At 42.6% G+C, this 18,262-nt stretch carries 20 protein-coding genes; 4 read left to right on the top strand and 16 right to left on the bottom strand.

The features are described from left to right. Nucleotides 1-15: 15 nt before the first annotated feature. From rplX to rplC, 12 genes are all read right to left on the bottom strand, one after another. On the bottom strand, nt 16-351 hold the full coding sequence (rplX, locus tag ACST14_RS10240) for a 50S ribosomal protein L24 (RefSeq protein WP_459463239.1): 336 nt from the start codon (nt 349-351) through the stop codon (nt 16-18). Nucleotides 352-392: 41 nt separating this feature from the next. After that, nucleotides 393-761, bottom strand: coding sequence for a 50S ribosomal protein L14 (rplN, locus tag ACST14_RS10235; RefSeq protein ID WP_377978501.1), 369 nt, complete (start codon nt 759-761; stop codon nt 393-395). Between the two features lie 44 nt (nt 762-805). Continuing rightward, entirely contained in the window at nt 806-1,063 is a 258-nt protein-coding gene (gene rpsQ / locus ACST14_RS10230; RefSeq protein ID WP_406778149.1) for a 30S ribosomal protein S17, read from the bottom strand. 67 nt (nt 1,064-1,130) lie between these two features. Beyond that, nucleotides 1,131-1,322, bottom strand: a complete 192-nt coding sequence (gene rpmC / locus ACST14_RS10225; protein ID WP_459463237.1) for a 50S ribosomal protein L29 — start codon at nt 1,320-1,322, stop codon at nt 1,131-1,133. Between the two features lie 41 nt (nt 1,323-1,363). Continuing rightward, complete coding sequence (gene rplP / locus ACST14_RS10220; protein WP_130895439.1) at nt 1,364-1,783, bottom strand: 50S ribosomal protein L16; 420 nt, start codon at nt 1,781-1,783, stop codon at nt 1,364-1,366. A 35-nt stretch (nt 1,784-1,818) separates the two neighbouring features. Further along, a complete protein-coding gene (gene rpsC / locus ACST14_RS10215; protein ID WP_459463235.1) occupies nt 1,819-2,640 on the bottom strand; it encodes a 30S ribosomal protein S3 in 822 nt (273 codons plus the stop codon). Between the two features lie 23 nt (nt 2,641-2,663). Continuing rightward, nucleotides 2,664-3,038: a 50S ribosomal protein L22 gene (rplV, locus tag ACST14_RS10210; protein WP_459463233.1), complete on the bottom strand. Its 375-nt coding sequence runs from the start codon at nt 3,036-3,038 to the stop codon at nt 2,664-2,666. Between the two features lie 35 nt (nt 3,039-3,073). Beyond that, the gene (gene rpsS / locus ACST14_RS10205; RefSeq protein WP_130895442.1) at nt 3,074-3,352 is read right to left on the bottom strand and encodes a 30S ribosomal protein S19; all 279 of its coding nucleotides are present in this window, start codon (nt 3,350-3,352) and stop codon (nt 3,074-3,076) included. A gap of 4 nt (nt 3,353-3,356) precedes the next feature. After that, entirely contained in the window at nt 3,357-4,184 is an 828-nt protein-coding gene (gene rplB / locus ACST14_RS10200) for a 50S ribosomal protein L2 (protein WP_459463231.1), read from the bottom strand. A 45-nt stretch (nt 4,185-4,229) separates the two neighbouring features. Beyond that, a complete protein-coding gene (gene rplW / locus ACST14_RS10195) occupies nt 4,230-4,517 on the bottom strand; it encodes a 50S ribosomal protein L23 (RefSeq protein ID WP_223131599.1) in 288 nt (95 codons plus the stop codon). A gap of 36 nt (nt 4,518-4,553) precedes the next feature. After that, complete coding sequence (gene rplD, locus ACST14_RS10190; protein ID WP_459463229.1) at nt 4,554-5,183, bottom strand: 50S ribosomal protein L4; 630 nt, start codon at nt 5,181-5,183, stop codon at nt 4,554-4,556. Nucleotides 5,184-5,220: 37 nt separating this feature from the next. Beyond that, nucleotides 5,221-5,838: a 50S ribosomal protein L3 gene (rplC, locus tag ACST14_RS10185; protein WP_459463227.1), complete on the bottom strand. Its 618-nt coding sequence runs from the start codon at nt 5,836-5,838 to the stop codon at nt 5,221-5,223. A gap of 734 nt (nt 5,839-6,572) precedes the next feature. Between rplC and ACST14_RS10180 the strand changes: the two genes are divergently transcribed. Further along, a complete protein-coding gene (locus tag ACST14_RS10180) occupies nt 6,573-9,248 on the top strand; it encodes a bifunctional YncE family protein/alkaline phosphatase family protein (RefSeq protein WP_459463225.1) in 2,676 nt (891 codons plus the stop codon). On the opposite strand, the gene ACST14_RS10175 is transcribed toward ACST14_RS10180, so the two are convergent. The 4 genes from ACST14_RS10175 to ACST14_RS10160 all read right to left on the bottom strand — a co-directional run bounded on the left by ACST14_RS10175 (nt 9,249) and on the right by ACST14_RS10160 (nt 15,202). Beyond that, on the bottom strand, nt 9,249-11,228 hold the full coding sequence (locus tag ACST14_RS10175; RefSeq protein WP_459463223.1) for a TonB-dependent receptor plug domain-containing protein: 1,980 nt from the start codon (nt 11,226-11,228) through the stop codon (nt 9,249-9,251). 2 nt (nt 11,229-11,230) lie between these two features. Then, a complete protein-coding gene (locus ACST14_RS10170; protein WP_459463221.1) occupies nt 11,231-13,651 on the bottom strand; it encodes a bifunctional YncE family protein/alkaline phosphatase family protein in 2,421 nt (806 codons plus the stop codon). Between the two features lie 80 nt (nt 13,652-13,731). After that, on the bottom strand, nt 13,732-14,979 hold the full coding sequence (locus ACST14_RS10165) for a metallophosphoesterase (protein ID WP_459463219.1): 1,248 nt from the start codon (nt 14,977-14,979) through the stop codon (nt 13,732-13,734). A gap of 4 nt (nt 14,980-14,983) precedes the next feature. Then, a complete protein-coding gene (locus ACST14_RS10160; RefSeq protein WP_459463217.1) occupies nt 14,984-15,202 on the bottom strand; it encodes a hypothetical protein in 219 nt (72 codons plus the stop codon). A 96-nt stretch (nt 15,203-15,298) separates the two neighbouring features. Here ACST14_RS10160 and fbaA point away from each other — a divergent pair, with 96 nt between their 5' ends. The 3 genes from fbaA to ACST14_RS10145 all read left to right on the top strand — a co-directional run bounded on the left by fbaA (nt 15,299) and on the right by ACST14_RS10145 (nt 18,262). Continuing rightward, nucleotides 15,299-16,381 carry a class II fructose-bisphosphate aldolase gene (fbaA, locus tag ACST14_RS10155; RefSeq protein ID WP_459463215.1) on the top strand — a complete coding sequence of 361 codons (1,083 nt, stop codon included), beginning with the start codon at nt 15,299-15,301 and terminating at the stop codon, nt 16,379-16,381. Between the two features lie 268 nt (nt 16,382-16,649). Then, nucleotides 16,650-17,369 (top strand): pirin family protein, encoded by a 720-nt coding sequence (locus tag ACST14_RS10150; protein WP_459463213.1) that lies wholly within the window; start codon nt 16,650-16,652, stop codon nt 17,367-17,369. A gap of 77 nt (nt 17,370-17,446) precedes the next feature. After that, on the top strand, nt 17,447-18,262 hold the full coding sequence (locus tag ACST14_RS10145) for a UDP-2,3-diacylglucosamine diphosphatase (RefSeq protein WP_459463211.1): 816 nt from the start codon (nt 17,447-17,449) through the stop codon (nt 18,260-18,262).

The following is an 18,262-nucleotide window of genomic DNA, read 5'->3' as shown; positions in this document are numbered from 1 at the left end:
ACGGTTAAGTTCTAATTATGCGATAAATTTACCAGTCGCTTTAGAATAGCGTTGTAATTTACCCTTCTCGTTCATTTTACGACCTGTACGTACAGGTTTTCCATTTTCTACAACCATTAGGTTAGAGATGTGAATTGAACCTTCACGCTTTTCGATTCCTCCTTGAGGATTAGCTGCAGATGGCTTAACGTGCTTCGTTTGCAAGTTAGCTCCTTCTACGATTGCACGAGATTTATCAACAATCACTTGTTTGATCACACCTGTTTTGCCTTTCGCATTACCTGCGATAACTTGAACAGTATCTCCTTTTTTAACGTGCAACTTTGCTGGTTTACTTGTATTTTTTTCCATTGTATGATTATTAAATTGGGTTCACCCAATATTTCATCTAATTATAAAACTTCTGGGGCTAGGGAAACAATTTTCATGAATCCTGCATCACGCAACTCACGCGCAACTGGCCCGAAAATACGAGTTCCTCTCGGCTCATCATTTGCGTTTAATAAAACGGCTGCGTTATCTTCGAAACGAATGTAAGAACCATCTTTACGACGAATTTCCTTCTTCACACGAACAACTACTGCTCTTGAAACGGTTCCTTTCTTCATACTTGAAGAAGAAAGAGCTGATTTCACAGAAACGACAATCTTGTCACCAATAGAAGCGTATCTTTTGCCAGTACCGCCTAAAACGCGAATGACTAAAACTTCTTTTGCTCCAGAATTATCCGCTACACCCAATCTTGATTCTTGCTGTAACATACTATTTGATCTTTAAATTTTAAATTTTGTATAACAATATAGAATTACTTCGCCTTAGCGACTATTTCTATTAATCTCCAACACTTATTTTTAGAAAGAGGACGTGTTTCCATTACTTTCACTGTGTCACCGATTCCGCACTCGTTGTTCTCATCGTGTGCCATCAATTTTGTCGTCTTTTGTACGAACTTTCCGTACAATGGGTGTTTTACCTTACGGTCAACGGTTAGCGTGATAGACTTATCCATCTTGTTGCTCACCACTTTCCCAATTCTAACTTTTCTTAGATTTCTTTCTTCCATGGTTATTGGATTACTGTTAAACAATTGGCCGATAGCGTATTTGAACCAGCCTATTAAAAATTAATACTTATGCTTTTTTTGCCGCGCTTAGAGCAGTTTCTAACTTCGCGATCAATTTGCGGTTTTGACGAATGCGCATGGGGTTCTCAATCGGTGAAATAGCGTGAGCTAATTTCAAACGAGAGATATTCTCTTGCTCAGCAGTAATCTGCTTTGTCAATTCTTCAACTCCTAATTTTTGTATTTCTGCGTTTTTCATAACAATGTTATTTGGATATAGTCAACTGTAAGCCTAATATCCTATTCTGAATAATCTCTACGAACAACAAACTTTGTACGCATTGGCAACTTCTGTGCTGCTAAACGTAAAGCCTCTTGAGCAACCGCCAAAGGAACCCCTGACGATTCAAACAAGATAGTTCCTGGGCGAACATTAGCTACCCAATACTCAGGAGCACCCTTACCCTTACCCATACGAACCTCTGCAGGCTTCTTTGTAATAGGTTTGTCAGGGAAAACACGGATCCAAACTTGTCCTTCACGTTTCATAGCACGGGTTACCGAGATACGAGCTGCTTCAATTTGACGAGCGGTGATACGACCTGGCTCTAAAGATTTAATAGCGAATGATCCAAAATCAATCTCGTGGCCACGGGTTGCAACACCTCTTACGCGACCTTTTTGCTGCTTACGAAATTTCGTTCTTTTTGGTTGTAACATCTTCTTATAAGTCTAATATCTAATTCAAATATATTTTATCGCTTTCCACCACGGCCACGGTTCGCACCGGGAGCACCTGGCTTATTACGGTCTCCACCTTGATCAGCCGCTCCTTCTGGACGACGACGACCACCACGGTCATCACCACGTCCACGAGGTCCACGATCACCACCGCGAGAATCCGCTGCAGTTGATTGTAATCCCATGTTCGCATTAGGAGATAAATCTGGTTTACCGTAGATTTCACCACGGAATACCCATACTTTGATACCGATCTTTCCGTATACAGTTAAAGCCTCAGAGATGGCATAATCAACATCCGCACGAAGCGTGTGAAGAGGAATACGACCTTCTTTGTATCCTTCAGAACGTGCCATTTCAGCACCACCTAAACGACCTGATAACTTTAATTTAATTCCTTGAGCACCTACACGCATCGCTGACGCGATTGCTTGCTTCATGGCACGACGGAATGAAATACGTGCTTGTAATTGTTGAGCGATAGCTTCACCGATTAATTTCGCATCGATTTCTGGACGCTTAATCTCAAAGATGTTGATTTGAACATCTTTACCTGTGATTTTCTTTAACTCTTCTTTAAGCTTATCTACCTCTGCACCTTGCTTACCAATAACAACACCAGCACGAGCTGTGTTAATTGTTAATGTGATCCGCTTTAAAGTGCGCTCAATAATAACTTTTGAGATAGATCCTTTAGGAATACGAGCGGCTACGTACTTTCTGATTTTCTCGTCTTCGACAAGCTTATCAGCGAAAGTCTTTCCTCCGTACCAATTAGAATCCCAACCTCTCACGATACCTAATCTTAATCCAATAGGGTTAATTTTTTGTCCCATTTCTTGTTTTATCTAATAGTCTTTTATTCTGCTGTAGTTTCTGCCAAAATAGGTGCCTCAGAAGATGCCACTACTATGGTAATGTGATTCGAACGCTTCAAGATGCGGTGACCTCTTCCTTGCGGAGCAGGACGTAAACGCTTAATCGAAGCACCTCCATCAACGAAGATCATCTTGATAAACAAGTCCGCTTCCTCGATTTTAGCATCGACATGCTTGTTTTGCCAGTTAGAAACCGCAGAGAGTAATAATTTCTCTATCGATGCAGCACCAACTTTGGGCTCAAATTTTAAGATACCCAATGCTTTGGATACTTTCTGTCCACGTACCATGTCTGCGACAATACGCATTTTCTGCGGCGACGTAGGGACATTTCTTAATTTAGCAATTGCTTCCATTTTCAATATTGATTAAGACCCGAGAGTCTATCTATTTACCTTTTACCTTTGTCTTTTTTCGCCACGTGACCACGGAAGTTACGTGTAGGAGAGAACTCACCTAATTTGTGACCTACCATATTCTCCGTTGCAAAAACTGGAATGAATTTATTCCCGTTATGAACTGCGAATGTGTGACCTACGAAATCTGGAGAGATCATTGAACGTCTAGACCATGTTTTAATCACGGATTTCTTTCCGGATTCATTCATAGCCTGAACCTTGTTATCAAGGCGGTAATCAATGTAAGGACCTTTTTTTAGTGAACGTGCCATCTAACTATTTTTTTCTTCTACTGATGATAAGACGATTTGTGTTTTTCTTTGGATTACGAGTTTTCTTACCCTTAGCCAATAAACCGTTACGAGAACGTGGGTGACCTCCTGAAGAGCGACCCTCACCACCACCCATCGGGTGATCGACTGGGTTCATTACAACACCACGAACACGTGGACGACGACCTAACCAACGGTGACGTCCTGCTTTACCTAAGTTCACGTTCATGTGATCCGAGTTAGATACCGTTCCGATTGTCGCAAGACAACGAGCTAATACCATACGCATCTCACCTGAAGGTAATTTTAAGGTTGCATATTTTCCATCACGTGCTAACAATTGAGCATACGTACCAGCAGAACGAGCCATTTCAGCTCCTTTACCAGGTTGTAATTCGATTGCGTGCACTAATGTACCTAATGGGATGTTTGCCAAAGGCAATGCATTACCCACCTCTGGAGATACTTTCTCTCCTGAGATAACTGTTTGGCCCACTTGGATACCAGCAGGTGCCAAAATATATGTTTTCTGACCGTCCGAATACTCAATAAGAGCAATACGGGAAGTACGGTTAGGATCATACTCTACTGTTAATACCGTTGCTGGAACGTCAAATTTCAAACGAGCGAAATCAATCACACGGTAACGACGCTTATGACCACCACCAATGTAACGCATTGAGCGACGACCATCCGCGTTTCTACCACCCGTTCTTTTGATCGGTTCTAGTAAAGGCTTGTACGGTTTGTCCGTAGTAATCTCCTCGAACGTCGGCGCGATGCGGTGACGTTGTCCTGGAGTTGTTGGTTTAATTTTTTTAATTGCTGCCATTTAATTAGTTCAATTTATCGGGATGAACCCCCTTAGTTATTTTAATTAGATTCCTTGGTAGAAGTCAATTACTTCACCTGGAGCTACTGTTACAATTGCTTTCTTGATCGTAGAAGTACGTCCAGAAGTGACTTTAGTACGTGTACTCTTGGATTTTACTTTTCCAATTTGACGCATTGTTCTCACATCTTGAACATCAACACCGTACATCTTCTTCACCTCTTTGGCAATTTCGATTTTGTTTGCTGTCAATTCAACCACAAACGTGTATTGGCCTTTCTCTTGCATGGCTTGCGACTTTTCAGTCAAGGCCGGACGTTTAATAATGCCCATTTTTATTTTCGTTTATAACAGAAAATCTTCTGTCAATTAGTTACTGAATGATGACTCAATTTTTTCAATCGCTGCAGTCGTGATTAACAACTTACCTGCGTTCACTAAATCGTATGTGTTCACATCGCCTGCGGTTGTTACCTTAGTTTTAGGAACATTACGACCAGATAAGACTACATTTTTGTCTACATCTTGCATAATCAACAATGTTCTTGTATTATCTAATTGAAGCGCTTTCAACATAGCTAAATAAGCTTTTGTTTGTGGCGTTGCGAATGAAACTGAATCCAAGATTGCGATATCTCCACTCTGTGCTTTCGCAGCTAAAGCTGATTGGCGAGCCAATACTTTCACTTTCTTGTTCAATTTGAAGTGGTAATCACGTGGGCGTGGTCCAAAAATACGTCCACCACCTTTCATTAAAGGAGATTTAGCTGAACCTGCACGCGCACCACCCGTACCTTTTTGTTTCTTAATCTTACGAGTCGAGCGAGAAACTTCTGCACGCTCTTTCGATTTGTGCGTTCCTTGACGTTGGTTAGCTAAATATTGCTTCACATCTAAGTAAACCACATGCTCGTTAGGAACGATACCAAAGATTTCATCCGAAAGAGTAATCTTCTTTCCGGTATCTTTTCCTGCTATGTTATATACTGATAATTCCATGTTTCAGAATGTCTATTGTTTAGGCTAGGCCCAATTTCTAATTTTCAATGATTACGTATGAGTTCTTAGCTCCTGGTACTGATCCAGAAACTACTAACAAGTTTTTCTCCGGATAGATTCTCAAAACTTGTAAGTTTTGAACCTTTACACGATTACCACCTGTACGACCCGCCATGCGTAAACCTTTGAATACACGACCTGGGAATGAACACGCTCCAATTGAACCTGGGTGACGACCACGGTTATGCTGACCGTGAGTTTGACCACCCACACCAGAAAATCCGTGACGCTTAACAACACCCTGGAAACCTTTACCTTTAGAAGTACCCACTACGTCAACGTAAGTGTCTAATTCTAACATTTCTACCGTTAAAACATCCCCTAATGCTAGTGGTTGCTCAAACGTGCGAAATTCTACCAATTTTTTCTTGGGAGTTGTATTTGCTTTCTTGAAGTGACCCAACAAAGATTTTGTTGTGTGCTTTTCTTTTTTCTCACCGTAGCCGATTTGGATAGCGTTATAGCCTTCTTTCTCTACAGTTTTCACTTGTGTAACCACACAAGGACCGGCTTCAATTAGCGTACAAGGAACGGCTTTACCGTCTTCCATGTATAGGCTAGTCATTCCGACTTTTTTACCAATAATTCCTGACATAATATGTTAATATTTAAAATATAAATATGCTTACAAGGCTAACGTGGCTTGTTGTAAGACTTTTATTCAAAATCATCTCTCAAACGAGAGTGATATAGGAACCTAAACAATAAATAAGCAGAATTGGTATAAGGCGACAAGATGAACCCACTGTGTAAAACAGTGAAAAAACACCTTGTGTAGCTTAATATTTAATCGATGGGCTGGGCATTCAACGGTCATCAATCAATACCAGTTCTAACACAAAAATCAAGCTTTCCTCGATTTAAGACCTGTTTGACATGCATTTTATGTGTTTTAAATAAATTCGGGAAGTTCTGCCAACCTCTCTCTGAATAAAAAACTGCGTTTGTCGAACGGGAGTGCAAAGGTAAGAAGAAATATATTACAAACAAGAGTACTATTAAAAAAAATTATATATCAAGCAAATAGTCCGGAGGGAATGAGTCCGAAGGGATGGTAAATGGTGAATGGTAAATGGTGAATGATTCCTAAATGATAAATGGTGAATGATAAATGATCCTCCGGACTTCGGACTAAGACGAAGTCGACTAAGTCACGCAGTGACGACTAAACGACGCAGTCGTGACCAAATCGCGCAGCGATGACTAAACGACGCAGTCGTGACCAAATCGCGCAGCGATGACTAAGCGCCGCAGTCGCGACTTAAATTTGACACTCTCATAATATACATTCCCTGTGCCTTTTCTACCTTCGTGGAAACAATTACTTATATGAAAAAAATACTATCCTTATTCGCGGCTTTATCCTTTGCATTCACCTTACAGGCGCAACAACTACTGGAGGTTCCGGGTTTGAATGAATTTGCTAAGATTGATACCAATGGACATTCCGTTCTTCCAAGCGGTCGCTATGTGACTCCGGCAGGAAAAACAATACGTATTACGGATGATCCCTTTGGCCTTTCGATTAGTCCAGATAAGAAATGGGGAATTACGGTGCATAATGCGGCGTTTACGCGGGTGGATTTAGGAACGAATACGGCGAAGCGTTTCCCGGATTTTGGGACTTCTGATAAAATTTCTCCGTATGGAAAGAGTTCTTTTCTAGGAATTGTTTTTGCATCAGATAGCCAAAGCTTTTACCTCAGCGGTGGCGATGCCGGAAATGTACTTCAGGTGGATATACTAACAGGAAAGGTAATCAGAACGATTTCGTTAGATGGGAAGATAGGGGAAAAGACGTTTGAGGATAGTTTTGCGTCCGATATGGCGCTCTTGGCTGAAAAAAATGAATTGTTCGTCTTAGATCAGGGCAACTACCGAATGGTGCGAATTGATTTAAGTACGGGAGAATTGAAGTCGAGTACGGGAACTGGGCGCCTGCCTTTTGGCATAACCCTAAGTCCTGATCATCAGTTTGCTTTCGTGGCGAACGTGGGAATGTATGCCTATCCGATCGTGGAGGGGACAACGCCGGAGAACATTCAATCGCAATATATTCCGCACCATCCGTATGGAAATGATACGAAGGAGTCGCGGGAGGGCACCGTGGTGGCGGGAAAGAAAATTCCAGGTTTAGGTGATCCGCGCGCTGATGAGGCGATGAGTGTCTTTCAAATCGATCTAAACACAAATAAAACGGTCAAAGTCTACAAGCCTGGTTTTCAGTTAGGTGAAATGGTAGAGGAGATGGAAGTCGTAGGTGGATCTAGTCCGAATTCCATCGCCGTAGGATCGCAGTATGTATATGTCAGCAATGCGACGAATGATAATATCGCGGTGATTGATTACAAGACCAAACAAATTAAAAGCCATATCCCGATTCAATTTTCTTCCTTATTAGATAAGCGTCGGGGATATTTACCGTTTGGGTTGACCTTAAGCAAGGATGAAAAAACATTATATGTCACACTTCTAGGTTTAAATGCAGTAGCGGTGATCGATGTGCCGTCGAAGAAAACAACAGGATTTATACCGACGGGTTGGGGTCCTACCCGCGTGAAATTAGCGGCGGATGAAAAGACCTTGTATGTGACTTCATGTCGGGGTTTTGGTGCTGGGCCTAATGGCGGTGCTGGATATAAAGCGCCGAAACAAGGGACCTACATAGGCGATGTGCAATTAGGGACTTTCCAAGTTATTACTTTGCCTTCTTCAGCAGAATTAGCCAATTATACGCAGACGGTAAAAAACAATACGTTCGTGATCAAGGATGCGGCGAAGAGAGGAAATAACACCTTCTCGCTTTCGAAGCCGGGACAATCCCCTATCAAACACATCGTCTACATTACGAAGGAAAATAGAACGTTTGACGAGATTTTTGGGCAGTTTAAGGGAGCATTAGGCGATTCAACGATCGCCAAATATGGTCTAAACAGAACGGTTTACGAAAAAGGCAAAACGTTTAGAAACGTGGACGTTTCTCCTAATCACCACCAGATTGCGAAAGCATTTTCGATGAGCGATAACTTCTATTGCGATTCAGACGCCTCGATTCATGGCCACCACTGGATGATGGGTGTGATTCCGAACGAGTGGGTAGAGACGAATTCAAGCGTTTCTAAGTCTGCCAAATACTTCTCTGAGGCGCCAGGTCGCCGTTTTCCAGGTTCTACTGGGAGTATGGATCCGGAAGATTATGCGGAGATTGGGGGAATTTGGGAGGCATTAGAACGGAAAAATATTCCTTTCTATAATTTTGGTGAAGCGAACGAAACGGCTCACGTGCGTGAATCTTGGTCTGATACCTTAACGGGAGCTGGGCATATCGTGATGGTTCCCATGCAAAAAGCCTTGTATCCTCATACGAGCCATAATTATGCGGGTTTTAATATGAGCATACCGGATCAATTCCGCGTGCATCAATTCGAGACCGAATTCACAGAAAAGTGGTTGAGCGGAAAAGAAAAAATGCCGTCTTTAGTGACGATTCAGCTTCCAAACGACCACGGTGGAGATTTAGATTCTACGGCTGGATTCCCCTATCGTTCGTCTTTTATGGCTGATAACGATTTAGCTTTAGGTCGCATATTGCAATTCTTATCGCACACGCCTTACTGGAAAAACATGCTAGTAATCGTTACCGAAGATGATCCGCAAGGCGGCGTAGATCACATCGATGCACACCGCAGTGTTTTGATGATGGCCGGACCTTATGTGAAACGCGATTATGTATCTCATCGCCACGCAAATTTTGGTTCGATCTTGCGCGTAATTTATACGCTTTTAGGGGTTCCTGCTGTGAATCATTACGATCAAACAGCGAGCGTGTTAGATGACTTCTTTACCGATACGCCTAACTTTAAGCCCTACCAGTTTAGCTTTCCGGACAAACGTATTTTCGATGCGGACAAGACGATGATTCGTTATAATCGCACCATCGATTGGCGTAAAATCAAGAAAACAGTGGAGATGGATAATGAGGCAGATCAGCGTAAGAATCATTAATTACCAAGTATACCCGAGTTGCAAATGAAGGCTGCGGCCCATTCCGTCGATTCCGGAACCATGCATTCGATAAGGGACATCCCCTAAATTCACACCCTGCATTCCTAGTTGAATGTGGGGTGTTATTTTATAATTCGCTTGCAGCTGAAGAATTCCCCAGCCAGCGGTTCCACCCGGATTCATGCGGTTATCCGCTTTGTCTCCGGCACTCAGGCGGTCTTGGCAATCCGCAAAAATCCAAAGTAACGCGATATTTCCCTTTTCTACCTGGTAATTCAGTGACAGATTTCCATTGAAAGGAGGAATGCGGCGCATGGGTTCGTTTTGTGTTTGGTTTTGGCCCAAAACATAGGAAATCGAATTCCCTAGTTTAAAGCGTCCACCTAGTGCCAGCGTTTGCGACCACTCAAAACCATACAGGTAAGCCTGATCCACGTTTTCTTTTCGATATACCGGATATCCTTGAATGATTTCCGTCGTTTTAATCCGCGTAATTAAATTCGTCAAAGAAGTATGGAAAGCCGACCACTCTGCTCTGTAACGGCGGTTTTGGATACGAAATCCAAAATTTTTCGTCAAAGAATATTCCGGTTTTAACTGATAAGCTGGTTGTTCATAACGGAAATCAACAATTCCTAAACTGCCCAAATCATCTAAATTAGGCGCACGAAAACCCGACGAAACCGACCCGAAAACCGTGAATGAAGGACTAAGCGCAAAAGAAACACCCCCGTCATACACGAGTGCCCCTAAAGAAATCGTGGAATTTCCCACGGTCGTGTCAGGCAAAAGCGCCGAAGTCTGTTGGTAGCGCAATCCAGCATGTACTTGCCACGCGCGGTAGGCGTATTCGTGTAAACTAAAAGCGGATACGGTCGTGTATTGCGAGTTATCGGGATACAAAGCGCGCAAGGAGGTTGTTTTCGCTGCGGCTAAATCTATTCGACTACTTCTGACCGCATCTGCATAATATTCTACTCCGGTCATGCTGTGAACACCGGGAATAAACTCACTTTTGATTTGACCTATAATTCCTAGCGTTCTGACTTGATCCTCTTCCTTACGTAAAGTCGCACTTCCCTTTTTCTGTAGGGCCCTTTGCTCGATGCTTTCCTGGAAAGAAGCCGTCAATTCAGCGGATTGCAACCAGTTTTTATTTCCTTGATACGAAAGTCGAGAATAGGTCCGGCGATAGGACTGCATCGTCATTTCGTTTAAGGCAAAATTTTCTAATTGAATTTTATGGTACACAGGCACATGGTCCTGTACATTTTGTTGAATTAAGTTTTCTAGCGTCCAATGTTCGCCTAATTTTGCGCGGTATTGTAGCTGCAAATTTTGCTCCTCATATCCGGTGGGACGTTGTAACGAACCATCGCCTCCACGGCTAATATCTCCAAACGATTTCTTGCCCGCTAAAATGGAAAAGGAGTTGCGCTCAGACTGAAAGTTCACTCTGGCTAATCCACTTAGCTCCATACCTTGACTAATTCCTCTGCCTAATAATTGCCCTGACCAAGATTTTGCCCCAAACGACGGTTTTTTCGAAATCAAATGTATTGCTCCAGTCAAGGCGTCCGATCCATACTGAACCGAGCCTGAACCTCGAACTACCTCTATTTGATCCAATGAAAAAGGGTCGATCGTATTCAAATATTGATTAGGTCCGTAGCGAAAGGTGGAATTATTAAAGCGGATTCCATCTAAGACTAATAGGGTTTGATTTCCTGTCAATCCTCGGACAAAAGCGGAGCCTCCGCCCTGGTTTGTGCGTTGCAAAAAAACGCCTGGAACACTCGAAAGCAGTTCAGGCGTATTCATCAATTGATTGCTTTTCACTTTTGCGGCATACACCGGAATTGCCAAACGTTGACTAGCAACGGGTTGTCTACTCACACTGATCACTACATTAACTAAAGTGTCCGAAAGGCTGGTTAAAGCCATTCGGACACCTAAAACTCCTACTATAAGTAAATTCATTCTTAATCGATATCGGTTGTAGCTAAAATCGCTGCTCTTCTAGGTGCTGGCATTACCGAATCCTCCCCTTTCACGGCTTTCCAAATCACCTCGCTAAATTCTAAATCAGGAATCGAATCCTCTTTTTTGAAATCAAATTTAGCACTTTTTTGGGCACTTGGTGTGTTTTTCACGTTTAGCTCAAATAAATTCGTGCGAGGCAATTCGTGAATAAATGGAGTCAAATTAGGCGTCGCTGAGAAGCTACGGAACATCGGCGTGGCCGCGGCATCATATTGACTCATTGGAGGCAAGCCTAAGATTAATTCGATCGTACGTAACATCGACGAAGTAGAATAAGGCGTGTGATCTACGAATCCGCGCTTCACAAATCCACCCGCTACATAAGCGGTGGTACGGTGAGCGTCTACGTGGTCTGGACCGTTTTGGGCATCATCTTCTACAATAAATACAGCTGTTTCTTTCCAAATAGGTGATTTCGACAAATGCTCGATAAACAATCCAATCGCATAATCATTGTCCGCTACATACGCGAAAGGCGTCTTCTTGCCTAAGCGTTGACCTTCTGTATGGTCATTTGGAAATTGCATCGAATTAAAGCGAGGCACCTCATTTTTTGCTAACAAACGATCAAAGTCTCTCTTCCAAGCGTGAAAACGCGTGGTGTCCATCACATCTTGATTAAACGAAGAATAGTCTGGACAAAAATGATCAGCAATGGCTGGAATATTTGGTTTAAAATCGGTAGCAAATTCTCCATAGGTACGGTAGGAAATCCTTGCTCTTTTAGCGTAATCCCAAATAAATCCATTCTTCGGATTCGCAATGGCACGACTACCCTCTCCATCATAATTTCCACCACGTCCACCATACGAGGTAGGCCAGGTTTTCTCTAAATAATCCGTCGCATGTGCAGAAGTGGACCAGTTATGACCATCCGAACTCACTTCGCCATCTACATAAAAATTATCCAACAAGACAAAATCCTTCACCAGTTTGTGCTGATTAGGTGTATATTTTTCGCCAAACAATAAAAGCGTCGTATCCCCATTTCCACCAGCCACATCAGACAAAACTTGATCGTAGGTACGATTCTCTTTTAATATGTAGTACACATATTTAATAGGAGACGCATCGCCCACTTTCATCGGAATCGGATTGCCTTTCTCCCCTGCTGCATTCATTTCGCCCTCCTTCGTATACGGCGTGTTTTTATAAACAGCCTCAGAAAGTATCGCTAATTCTTGCGTGCTAGGTTCTTTGAAAACCGACATCGTCCCTTTCATTAAACCACCGATGTAACCCGAACGTACTTTGTTATCTGATTTTTGATAGGTTACCGATTGCTTCTTCTCAATGGGATTAGGGCCATCTGAATTAGCGAAAGAAGAGAATCCTTTTCCATTCGCCACATATAATTTGCCTTTGACTACTTTCAAAGCTGTCGGATACCAGCCGACCGGGATGAAACCTAAGGACTTCGATTGACCTGGGTTTTCTACTTCAAACACCGCTAAACAGTTATTGTCCGCATTCGCTATGTACAATCTTTCTTCATCTGCTGATAAGGCCAAACCGTTCGTCGAACTACCTTCCAATGCATTAGGTACTAAAGCTGCATTTAAAACTTCAATCTCTTTTCCCGTACGCGTATCTACTACTGAAACGGAATTGTCATTGCCGTTAGCTACGAATAATGTTTGACCATTTTTTGTTAACAACAACTCATTCGGGTGATCCCCCACGGCGATGGGCTTTGCAAAAGTGTTGGTTTTTATTTCAAACGGGAGAATCTGACGTGCTCCCCAAACCGAGATATACAGCAACTCCTTCTTCTTATCTAATAAACAAGTAAACGCCTCCGCTGGTAGTGCGTGAACAGACAAGATTTTTTTTGATTTGGCATCGACCACATAGAGAGAATTGTTTTCCTTCGTTACAACATATAATAAGCCTGATGCATCATCATATTCGATACCCGCTGGAGAAATGACTGCCTTTTTTTCTTCTGTTAACAGAATTTTATCTTTCTGCACCAGCTTACCAGCGGTAATTTCAAATACCAAAATGCAATTATCATTTCCTCCCGAAACAAAAACCGTTTTATTATCTGCCGCGACTTTTAAACCATACCATGACTTAGGTAATTCCTGGGAATCCAAAAGCTTGCTTGTGGCAGCGTCGATTAACTGTAAGCTTTGTACGCTTTGGCCATTATTCGTGACCAACAGATAGCGCTGATCAGGTGAAACTACCACATTTAAGGGTAAATCTCCTAAAGCGATAGAAGAACCATGAGGAGATAATTTCCAGCCATTCGGAAGCGTAACTCGCTTCGCTGTTAATTGTGATTTTAAATCCGATTGAGCCCATCCTGCGATAGAAATACTCAATAATAGAAGCAATAGGCGTGTTGATTTCATGTTTGTTTATTTGATGGAAAATTACAGTAAAGACCTGAGTAACTTGTCCCGAAAACTAAAGATTTTACAATTTGATATTATTACTTTTCGATGATAAACTGATCTCGGATCTGCCCATCGGCAGCCAGCCATTTTGCGTCCAATTTTGATTTCGACACATCTAAAATCATCGATCCCCCTATTTCCGTGTTTGTGTAAACCGCGGATTTTAGTGGGAAACCTTTTTGACGTCCACCTAATTTTCCACCTGAACCATTCACGATATAAATAACGCCTTGCCCGTTTTTGCCCACTAAGTAGTGATTAGGTGATTTTTCCGTGGCGACTACCTGCTTAGAAGCATCAAACGTATCATTTATTCCAAAATGTCCGCGCAAAGGGGCTGTTCTTTCATACACATGACTGTGGCCTGCTAATACGATATCTACCTTAAATTTCTCATAAAGCGGATTCACCTTTTCGCGCATATTTTTCATATCAGATTCGGTATCTGAATCATGTGATCCCTTCGAATAAGGAGGCTTATGAAAATAGACGATGGTGAAAGGGAGGCGATTAGCTGCTAAGTCTTTGGCCAACCAATCATACTGATCACCTTTCCCATCCATCACTTGATTTCCAGCAGTATCCCGCAATTCCGTGTCTAACGAAATAAGATGCAAAGAGCCATAATCCACCGAATAATAGGATTCAGAATGGGACGGAACGCCGCCCGACTGCCCTTCAGATGGAAGCGAAAAAATAGTGAAATAGGGCGGCTTCGTGGGATCGTGCTTCCCGGCATAATCGTGATTTCCGGGGGAAGGATAAAGCGCTAGATAAGGGAAAAAATCTTTGCCATAGACATCGAAAACGTATTTTTGGTACTCTTCCTCTTTCCCCGTATTATAGGCATTATCCCCTAACCAAATCCAGGCATCGATCGACTTTGTAGCCATGAAATTTTTAACAGATGCGGCGACTGCTTTTTGATTAGGTGTATCATATCCAAAGTCCCCTAAAGCCCAAATGCGCACTGAGTTAGGATCTCCCGCCTTTGGTTTCGTATGGAATCTACCACCTTTCCCCTCCGAAATGGAATAGCTGTAGGTTTTATTCGTTTTAAGTCCGCCTAGCTTCAGCACGTGGTCGATCACCTTGTTCGTATCCAGCGCTACTTGATTTAGCGCATTTTCTCCGAAACGGATGCGACTCGCCGTAGGCGTCACTGTGCGCCACTGAACAATAACCGATTCTGTAGTCATCGATTGCAGGTAAGGTCCACGAACGATCGAATCGCTCTGGCTGAACGCAGAAAAAGAAAGTAGAAGGAAGAGGATTTTTTTCATGACGTTAAATTAATGGTAAATGGTGAATGGTAAATGTTAAATGATTATAAAATGTTGCATAGTAATTGGAGAGCATAAAGAAGAGTAGAGATAAGAGAGTAGAGATGGTGAATGGTAAATGGTGAATGGTGAATGATCCCTTCGGACTCTTTCCCTTCGGACTCATTCCCTTCGGACTCTTTCCCTCCGGACTAGCGACTAGCGAAAATTGTATTTTTCTCATATCTGCCCTCGAAAAACGAATAATTGTTTGTACTTTTGGGCTTTACTTGCTGAAAATCCGGCAGTTTTTATTTATTTCCAAAGAAAAAAAAGTACTATGTCAAGTTTATCCAATCAAAAAGGAGTGTTGCACGGAGATGCGGTTCAAGAGTTATTTGAAATCGCTAAAAAAAATCAATTCGCATTACCAGCGGTTAACGTAACAGGTACTGATACAGTGAACGCGGTATTAGAAGCAGCCAAAGCGGTGAATTCTCCCGTAATCATCCAATTCTCAAACGGTGGTGGTATTTTCTACGCTGGAAAGACGCTTTCAAACGAGAATCAAGCAGCGGCAATCGCTGGTTCGATCTCTGGCGCTTACCATGTTCACCAAATGGCGAAAGCTTACGGTGTTCAAGTCGTATTGCACACTGACCATTGCGCGAAAAAATTATTGCCTTGGATTGACGGTTTATTAGATGCTGGCGAGAAATTCTTCGCTGAGACGGGACAACCTTTGTTCTCTTCTCATATGATTGATTTGTCGGAGGAGCCTTTGGAGGAAAACTTAGAAATCTGCGCTAGATACTTAGAGCGTATGTCTAAAATGGGCATGACCTTAGAAATCGAATTAGGAGTAACAGGTGGTGAAGAAGATGGCGTAGATAATTCTGACGTTGATTCATCTAAATTATATACACAACCGGAAGAGGTGGCCTATGCTTATGAAGTATTGTCTAAAATCTCTCACCGTTTCACGATTGCTGCGGCATTCGGAAACGTACACGGAGTTTACAAGCCAGGTAACGTGAAGTTACAGCCGGTAATTTTAAAGAATTCACAAGAGTTTATTAAGGCCAAATATAATTTGACTCCTGAGAAACCAATCAACTTCGTATTCCACGGTGGTTCTGGTTCATCTCGCGCGGAAATTCGTGAGGCATTATCTTATGGAGCGATCAAAATGAACATCGATACAGATACGCAATGGGCTTTCTGGGAAGGAATCTTAGGATTCTACAAAGCAAACGAGGCGTATTTACAAGGCCAAATCGGCAACCCAACAGGTGACGATTCTCCGAACAAGAAATACTATGACCCACGTGTTTGGTTGCGTAAGGGCGAAGAAACTTTGGTAGCTCGTTTAAAAACAGCTTTCGAAGACTTGAACGCGACGAATGCGAATCAGTATCTTTAGTCGCTAGTCCGAAGGGAAAGAGTCCGAAGTCCGGAGGGAACAAGTCCGGAGGGAAATAGTCCGCAGGGGCATTTAATAATAAAGGAGTCGGAACAATTGTTCCGACTTTTTTGTTGGACGAAAATAAAGAAATGATATTTGTATAAATTTTAACCCTCCGGACTAAAAACCTTCGGACTACGGACTAAACCCCTCCGGACTTCGGACTAAGTCACGTAGTGACGACTAAGCTGCGAAAGCAGCGACTAAGCCGAAGGCGACTACCCTTATGAAAACCGAACTCCACCCTGCCTCCTCCCGCGGAACAGCCGATCACGGCTGGTTAAAGACCGCCTTTAGTTTTAGTTTTGCTGGCTATCATAATCCGGCAAGAATTCATTTTGGTGCGTTGCGCGTGCTGAATGACGATTGCATTGCGGCTGGGATGGGTTTTGGTAAACATCCACATGATAATATGGAAATCGTGACCATTCCTATGAAGGGTGCGGTGGCGCATGAGGATTCGATGGGGACGAATGGGATTATTAATGCGGGTGATGTGCAGATTATGTCTACTGGGTCTGGGATTTATCATTCGGAGTTTAATGCGAGTCAAACAGAGGCTTTGGAACTATTCCAAATCTGGGTCATGCCCAAGCTGAAAAATATCACACCGCGCTACGATCAGCGAACCTATAATACGGAGGACTTTAAGGGGCAATGGAAGACGGTGGTTTCGCCGCTGGGGACGGACATCGATTCGCTGCAAGTCAATCAGGATACCTATTTTAATATCACGGAATTAGCGACTGAAGAAAGTCTGAGCTATGCACTTCACGGGGCACAGCAAGGAGCCTTTGTGTTCGTGATCGAAGGAGGCATCGAGGTCGCAGGTGAAAAACTGAGCAAAAGAGATGCGATAGGTATTTCGCAAACTGATTCAATCGAGTTGAAGTCTTTATCAGCAGAAACGAAGGTCTTGTTGATCGAGGTTCCTATGGTTTGGTAGATTTAACTTTAGCGTAACATTCGCTTAATCAGGAGTTTAAAGTGATGGCCTATTTTTGATAAACCAAATAGGTAAACATGGGCCGTCTTTCACTACCCACCTACAAAACTATCGTTATTTCAGACTTGCATTTAGGTAGCAAGGGAGCTAAAGCAGCAGAGGTAAACGAATTTTTACGTGCACATTCGTGCCACCAACTCATCTTAAACGGAGACATCATCGACGGCTGGCAGCTAAAAAAAGGCGGCAGCTGGAAGAAGAAGCACACGGCATTTTTCCGTAGTGTGTTAAAGATGATGGACAAATGGGATACGGAAGTGATCTATTTGCGCGGTAATCACGATGATTTCTTGGAGCAAGTACTTCCATTGAAAATTGGAAAGCAGTTTTCGATCCGCCAGGACTATATGTTGAAGAGTTTTGGTAAGAAATATTTCATCACACACGGCGATATTTTCGATAGTATTACGAGTCAAATGAAGTGGCTAGCCTATTTAGGAGATATCGGCTACACGTTCTTATTGTGGTTAAATAAGTGGTATAATCAATACCGTACGTGGCAAGGAAAACCCTACTATTCTTTATCGCAGGTTATTAAGCAAAAAGTGAAGGCGGCGGTGAATTTCATCTCGGATTTCGAGGAGAAATTAGCGGAATTAGCGAAGGCCAAAGGTGCAGATGGTATCATCTGTGGCCACATTCACAAGGCCGAAATCAAAATGATTGGCGGCGTTGCTTATATGAATTCTGGCGACTGGGTTGAATCTTTAACAGCCCTAGTGGAAACACACAAAGGGGAATGGCAAATCATCGAATTCCCGAACTACAATTTGAAAGCAGAATTAAACGAGATTTTAGGCGAGGCAGTCGCTGAAAAAGTAATAGCAGAATAA

Source organism: Aquirufa sp. A-Brett2-15D, from assembly GCF_054558735.1.
The sequence above is the reverse complement of the archived record's forward strand: the minus strand, read 5'-3'. Positions and strand labels throughout refer to the sequence as shown.

Bases quoted from the DNA above. Each gene is read 5' to 3' on its own strand.
- ACST14_RS10165 (WP_459463219.1), bottom strand. From the start codon at position 14,979: ATGAAAAAAATCCTCTTCCTTCTACTTTCTTTTTCTGCGTTCAGCCAG.
- rplV (WP_459463233.1), bottom strand. From the start codon at position 3,038: ATGGAAGCAATTGCTAAATTAAGAAATGTCCCTACGTCGCCGCAGAAA.
- ACST14_RS10145 (WP_459463211.1), top strand. From the start codon at position 17,447: ATGGGCCGTCTTTCACTACCCACCTACAAAACTATCGTTATTTCAGAC.
- rplB (WP_459463231.1), bottom strand. From the start codon at position 4,184: ATGGCAGCAATTAAAAAAATTAAACCAACAACTCCAGGACAACGTCAC.
- ACST14_RS10150 (WP_459463213.1), top strand. From the start codon at position 16,650: ATGAAAACCGAACTCCACCCTGCCTCCTCCCGCGGAACAGCCGATCAC.
- rplC (WP_459463227.1), bottom strand. From the start codon at position 5,838: ATGTCAGGAATTATTGGTAAAAAAGTCGGAATGACTAGCCTATACATG.
- ACST14_RS10180 (WP_459463225.1), top strand. From the start codon at position 6,573: ATGAAAAAAATACTATCCTTATTCGCGGCTTTATCCTTTGCATTCACC.
- rpsQ (WP_406778149.1), bottom strand. From the start codon at position 1,063: ATGGAAGAAAGAAATCTAAGAAAAGTTAGAATTGGGAAAGTGGTGAGC.
- rplD (WP_459463229.1), bottom strand. From the start codon at position 5,183: ATGGAATTATCAGTATATAACATAGCAGGAAAAGATACCGGAAAGAAG.
- ACST14_RS10160 (WP_459463217.1), bottom strand. From the start codon at position 15,202: ATGAGAAAAATACAATTTTCGCTAGTCGCTAGTCCGGAGGGAAAGAGT.
- rplN (WP_377978501.1), bottom strand. From the start codon at position 761: ATGTTACAGCAAGAATCAAGATTGGGTGTAGCGGATAATTCTGGAGCA.
- rplX (WP_459463239.1), bottom strand. From the start codon at position 351: ATGGAAAAAAATACAAGTAAACCAGCAAAGTTGCACGTTAAAAAAGGA.
- ACST14_RS10170 (WP_459463221.1), bottom strand. From the start codon at position 13,651: ATGAAATCAACACGCCTATTGCTTCTATTATTGAGTATTTCTATCGCA.
- rplP (WP_130895439.1), bottom strand. From the start codon at position 1,783: ATGTTACAACCAAAAAGAACGAAATTTCGTAAGCAGCAAAAAGGTCGC.
- rpsC (WP_459463235.1), bottom strand. From the start codon at position 2,640: ATGGGACAAAAAATTAACCCTATTGGATTAAGATTAGGTATCGTGAGA.
- fbaA (WP_459463215.1), top strand. From the start codon at position 15,299: ATGTCAAGTTTATCCAATCAAAAAGGAGTGTTGCACGGAGATGCGGTT.
- rpmC (WP_459463237.1), bottom strand. From the start codon at position 1,322: ATGAAAAACGCAGAAATACAAAAATTAGGAGTTGAAGAATTGACAAAG.
- ACST14_RS10175 (WP_459463223.1), bottom strand. From the start codon at position 11,228: ATGAATTTACTTATAGTAGGAGTTTTAGGTGTCCGAATGGCTTTAACC.
- rpsS (WP_130895442.1), bottom strand. From the start codon at position 3,352: ATGGCACGTTCACTAAAAAAAGGTCCTTACATTGATTACCGCCTTGAT.
- rplW (WP_223131599.1), bottom strand. From the start codon at position 4,517: ATGGGCATTATTAAACGTCCGGCCTTGACTGAAAAGTCGCAAGCCATG.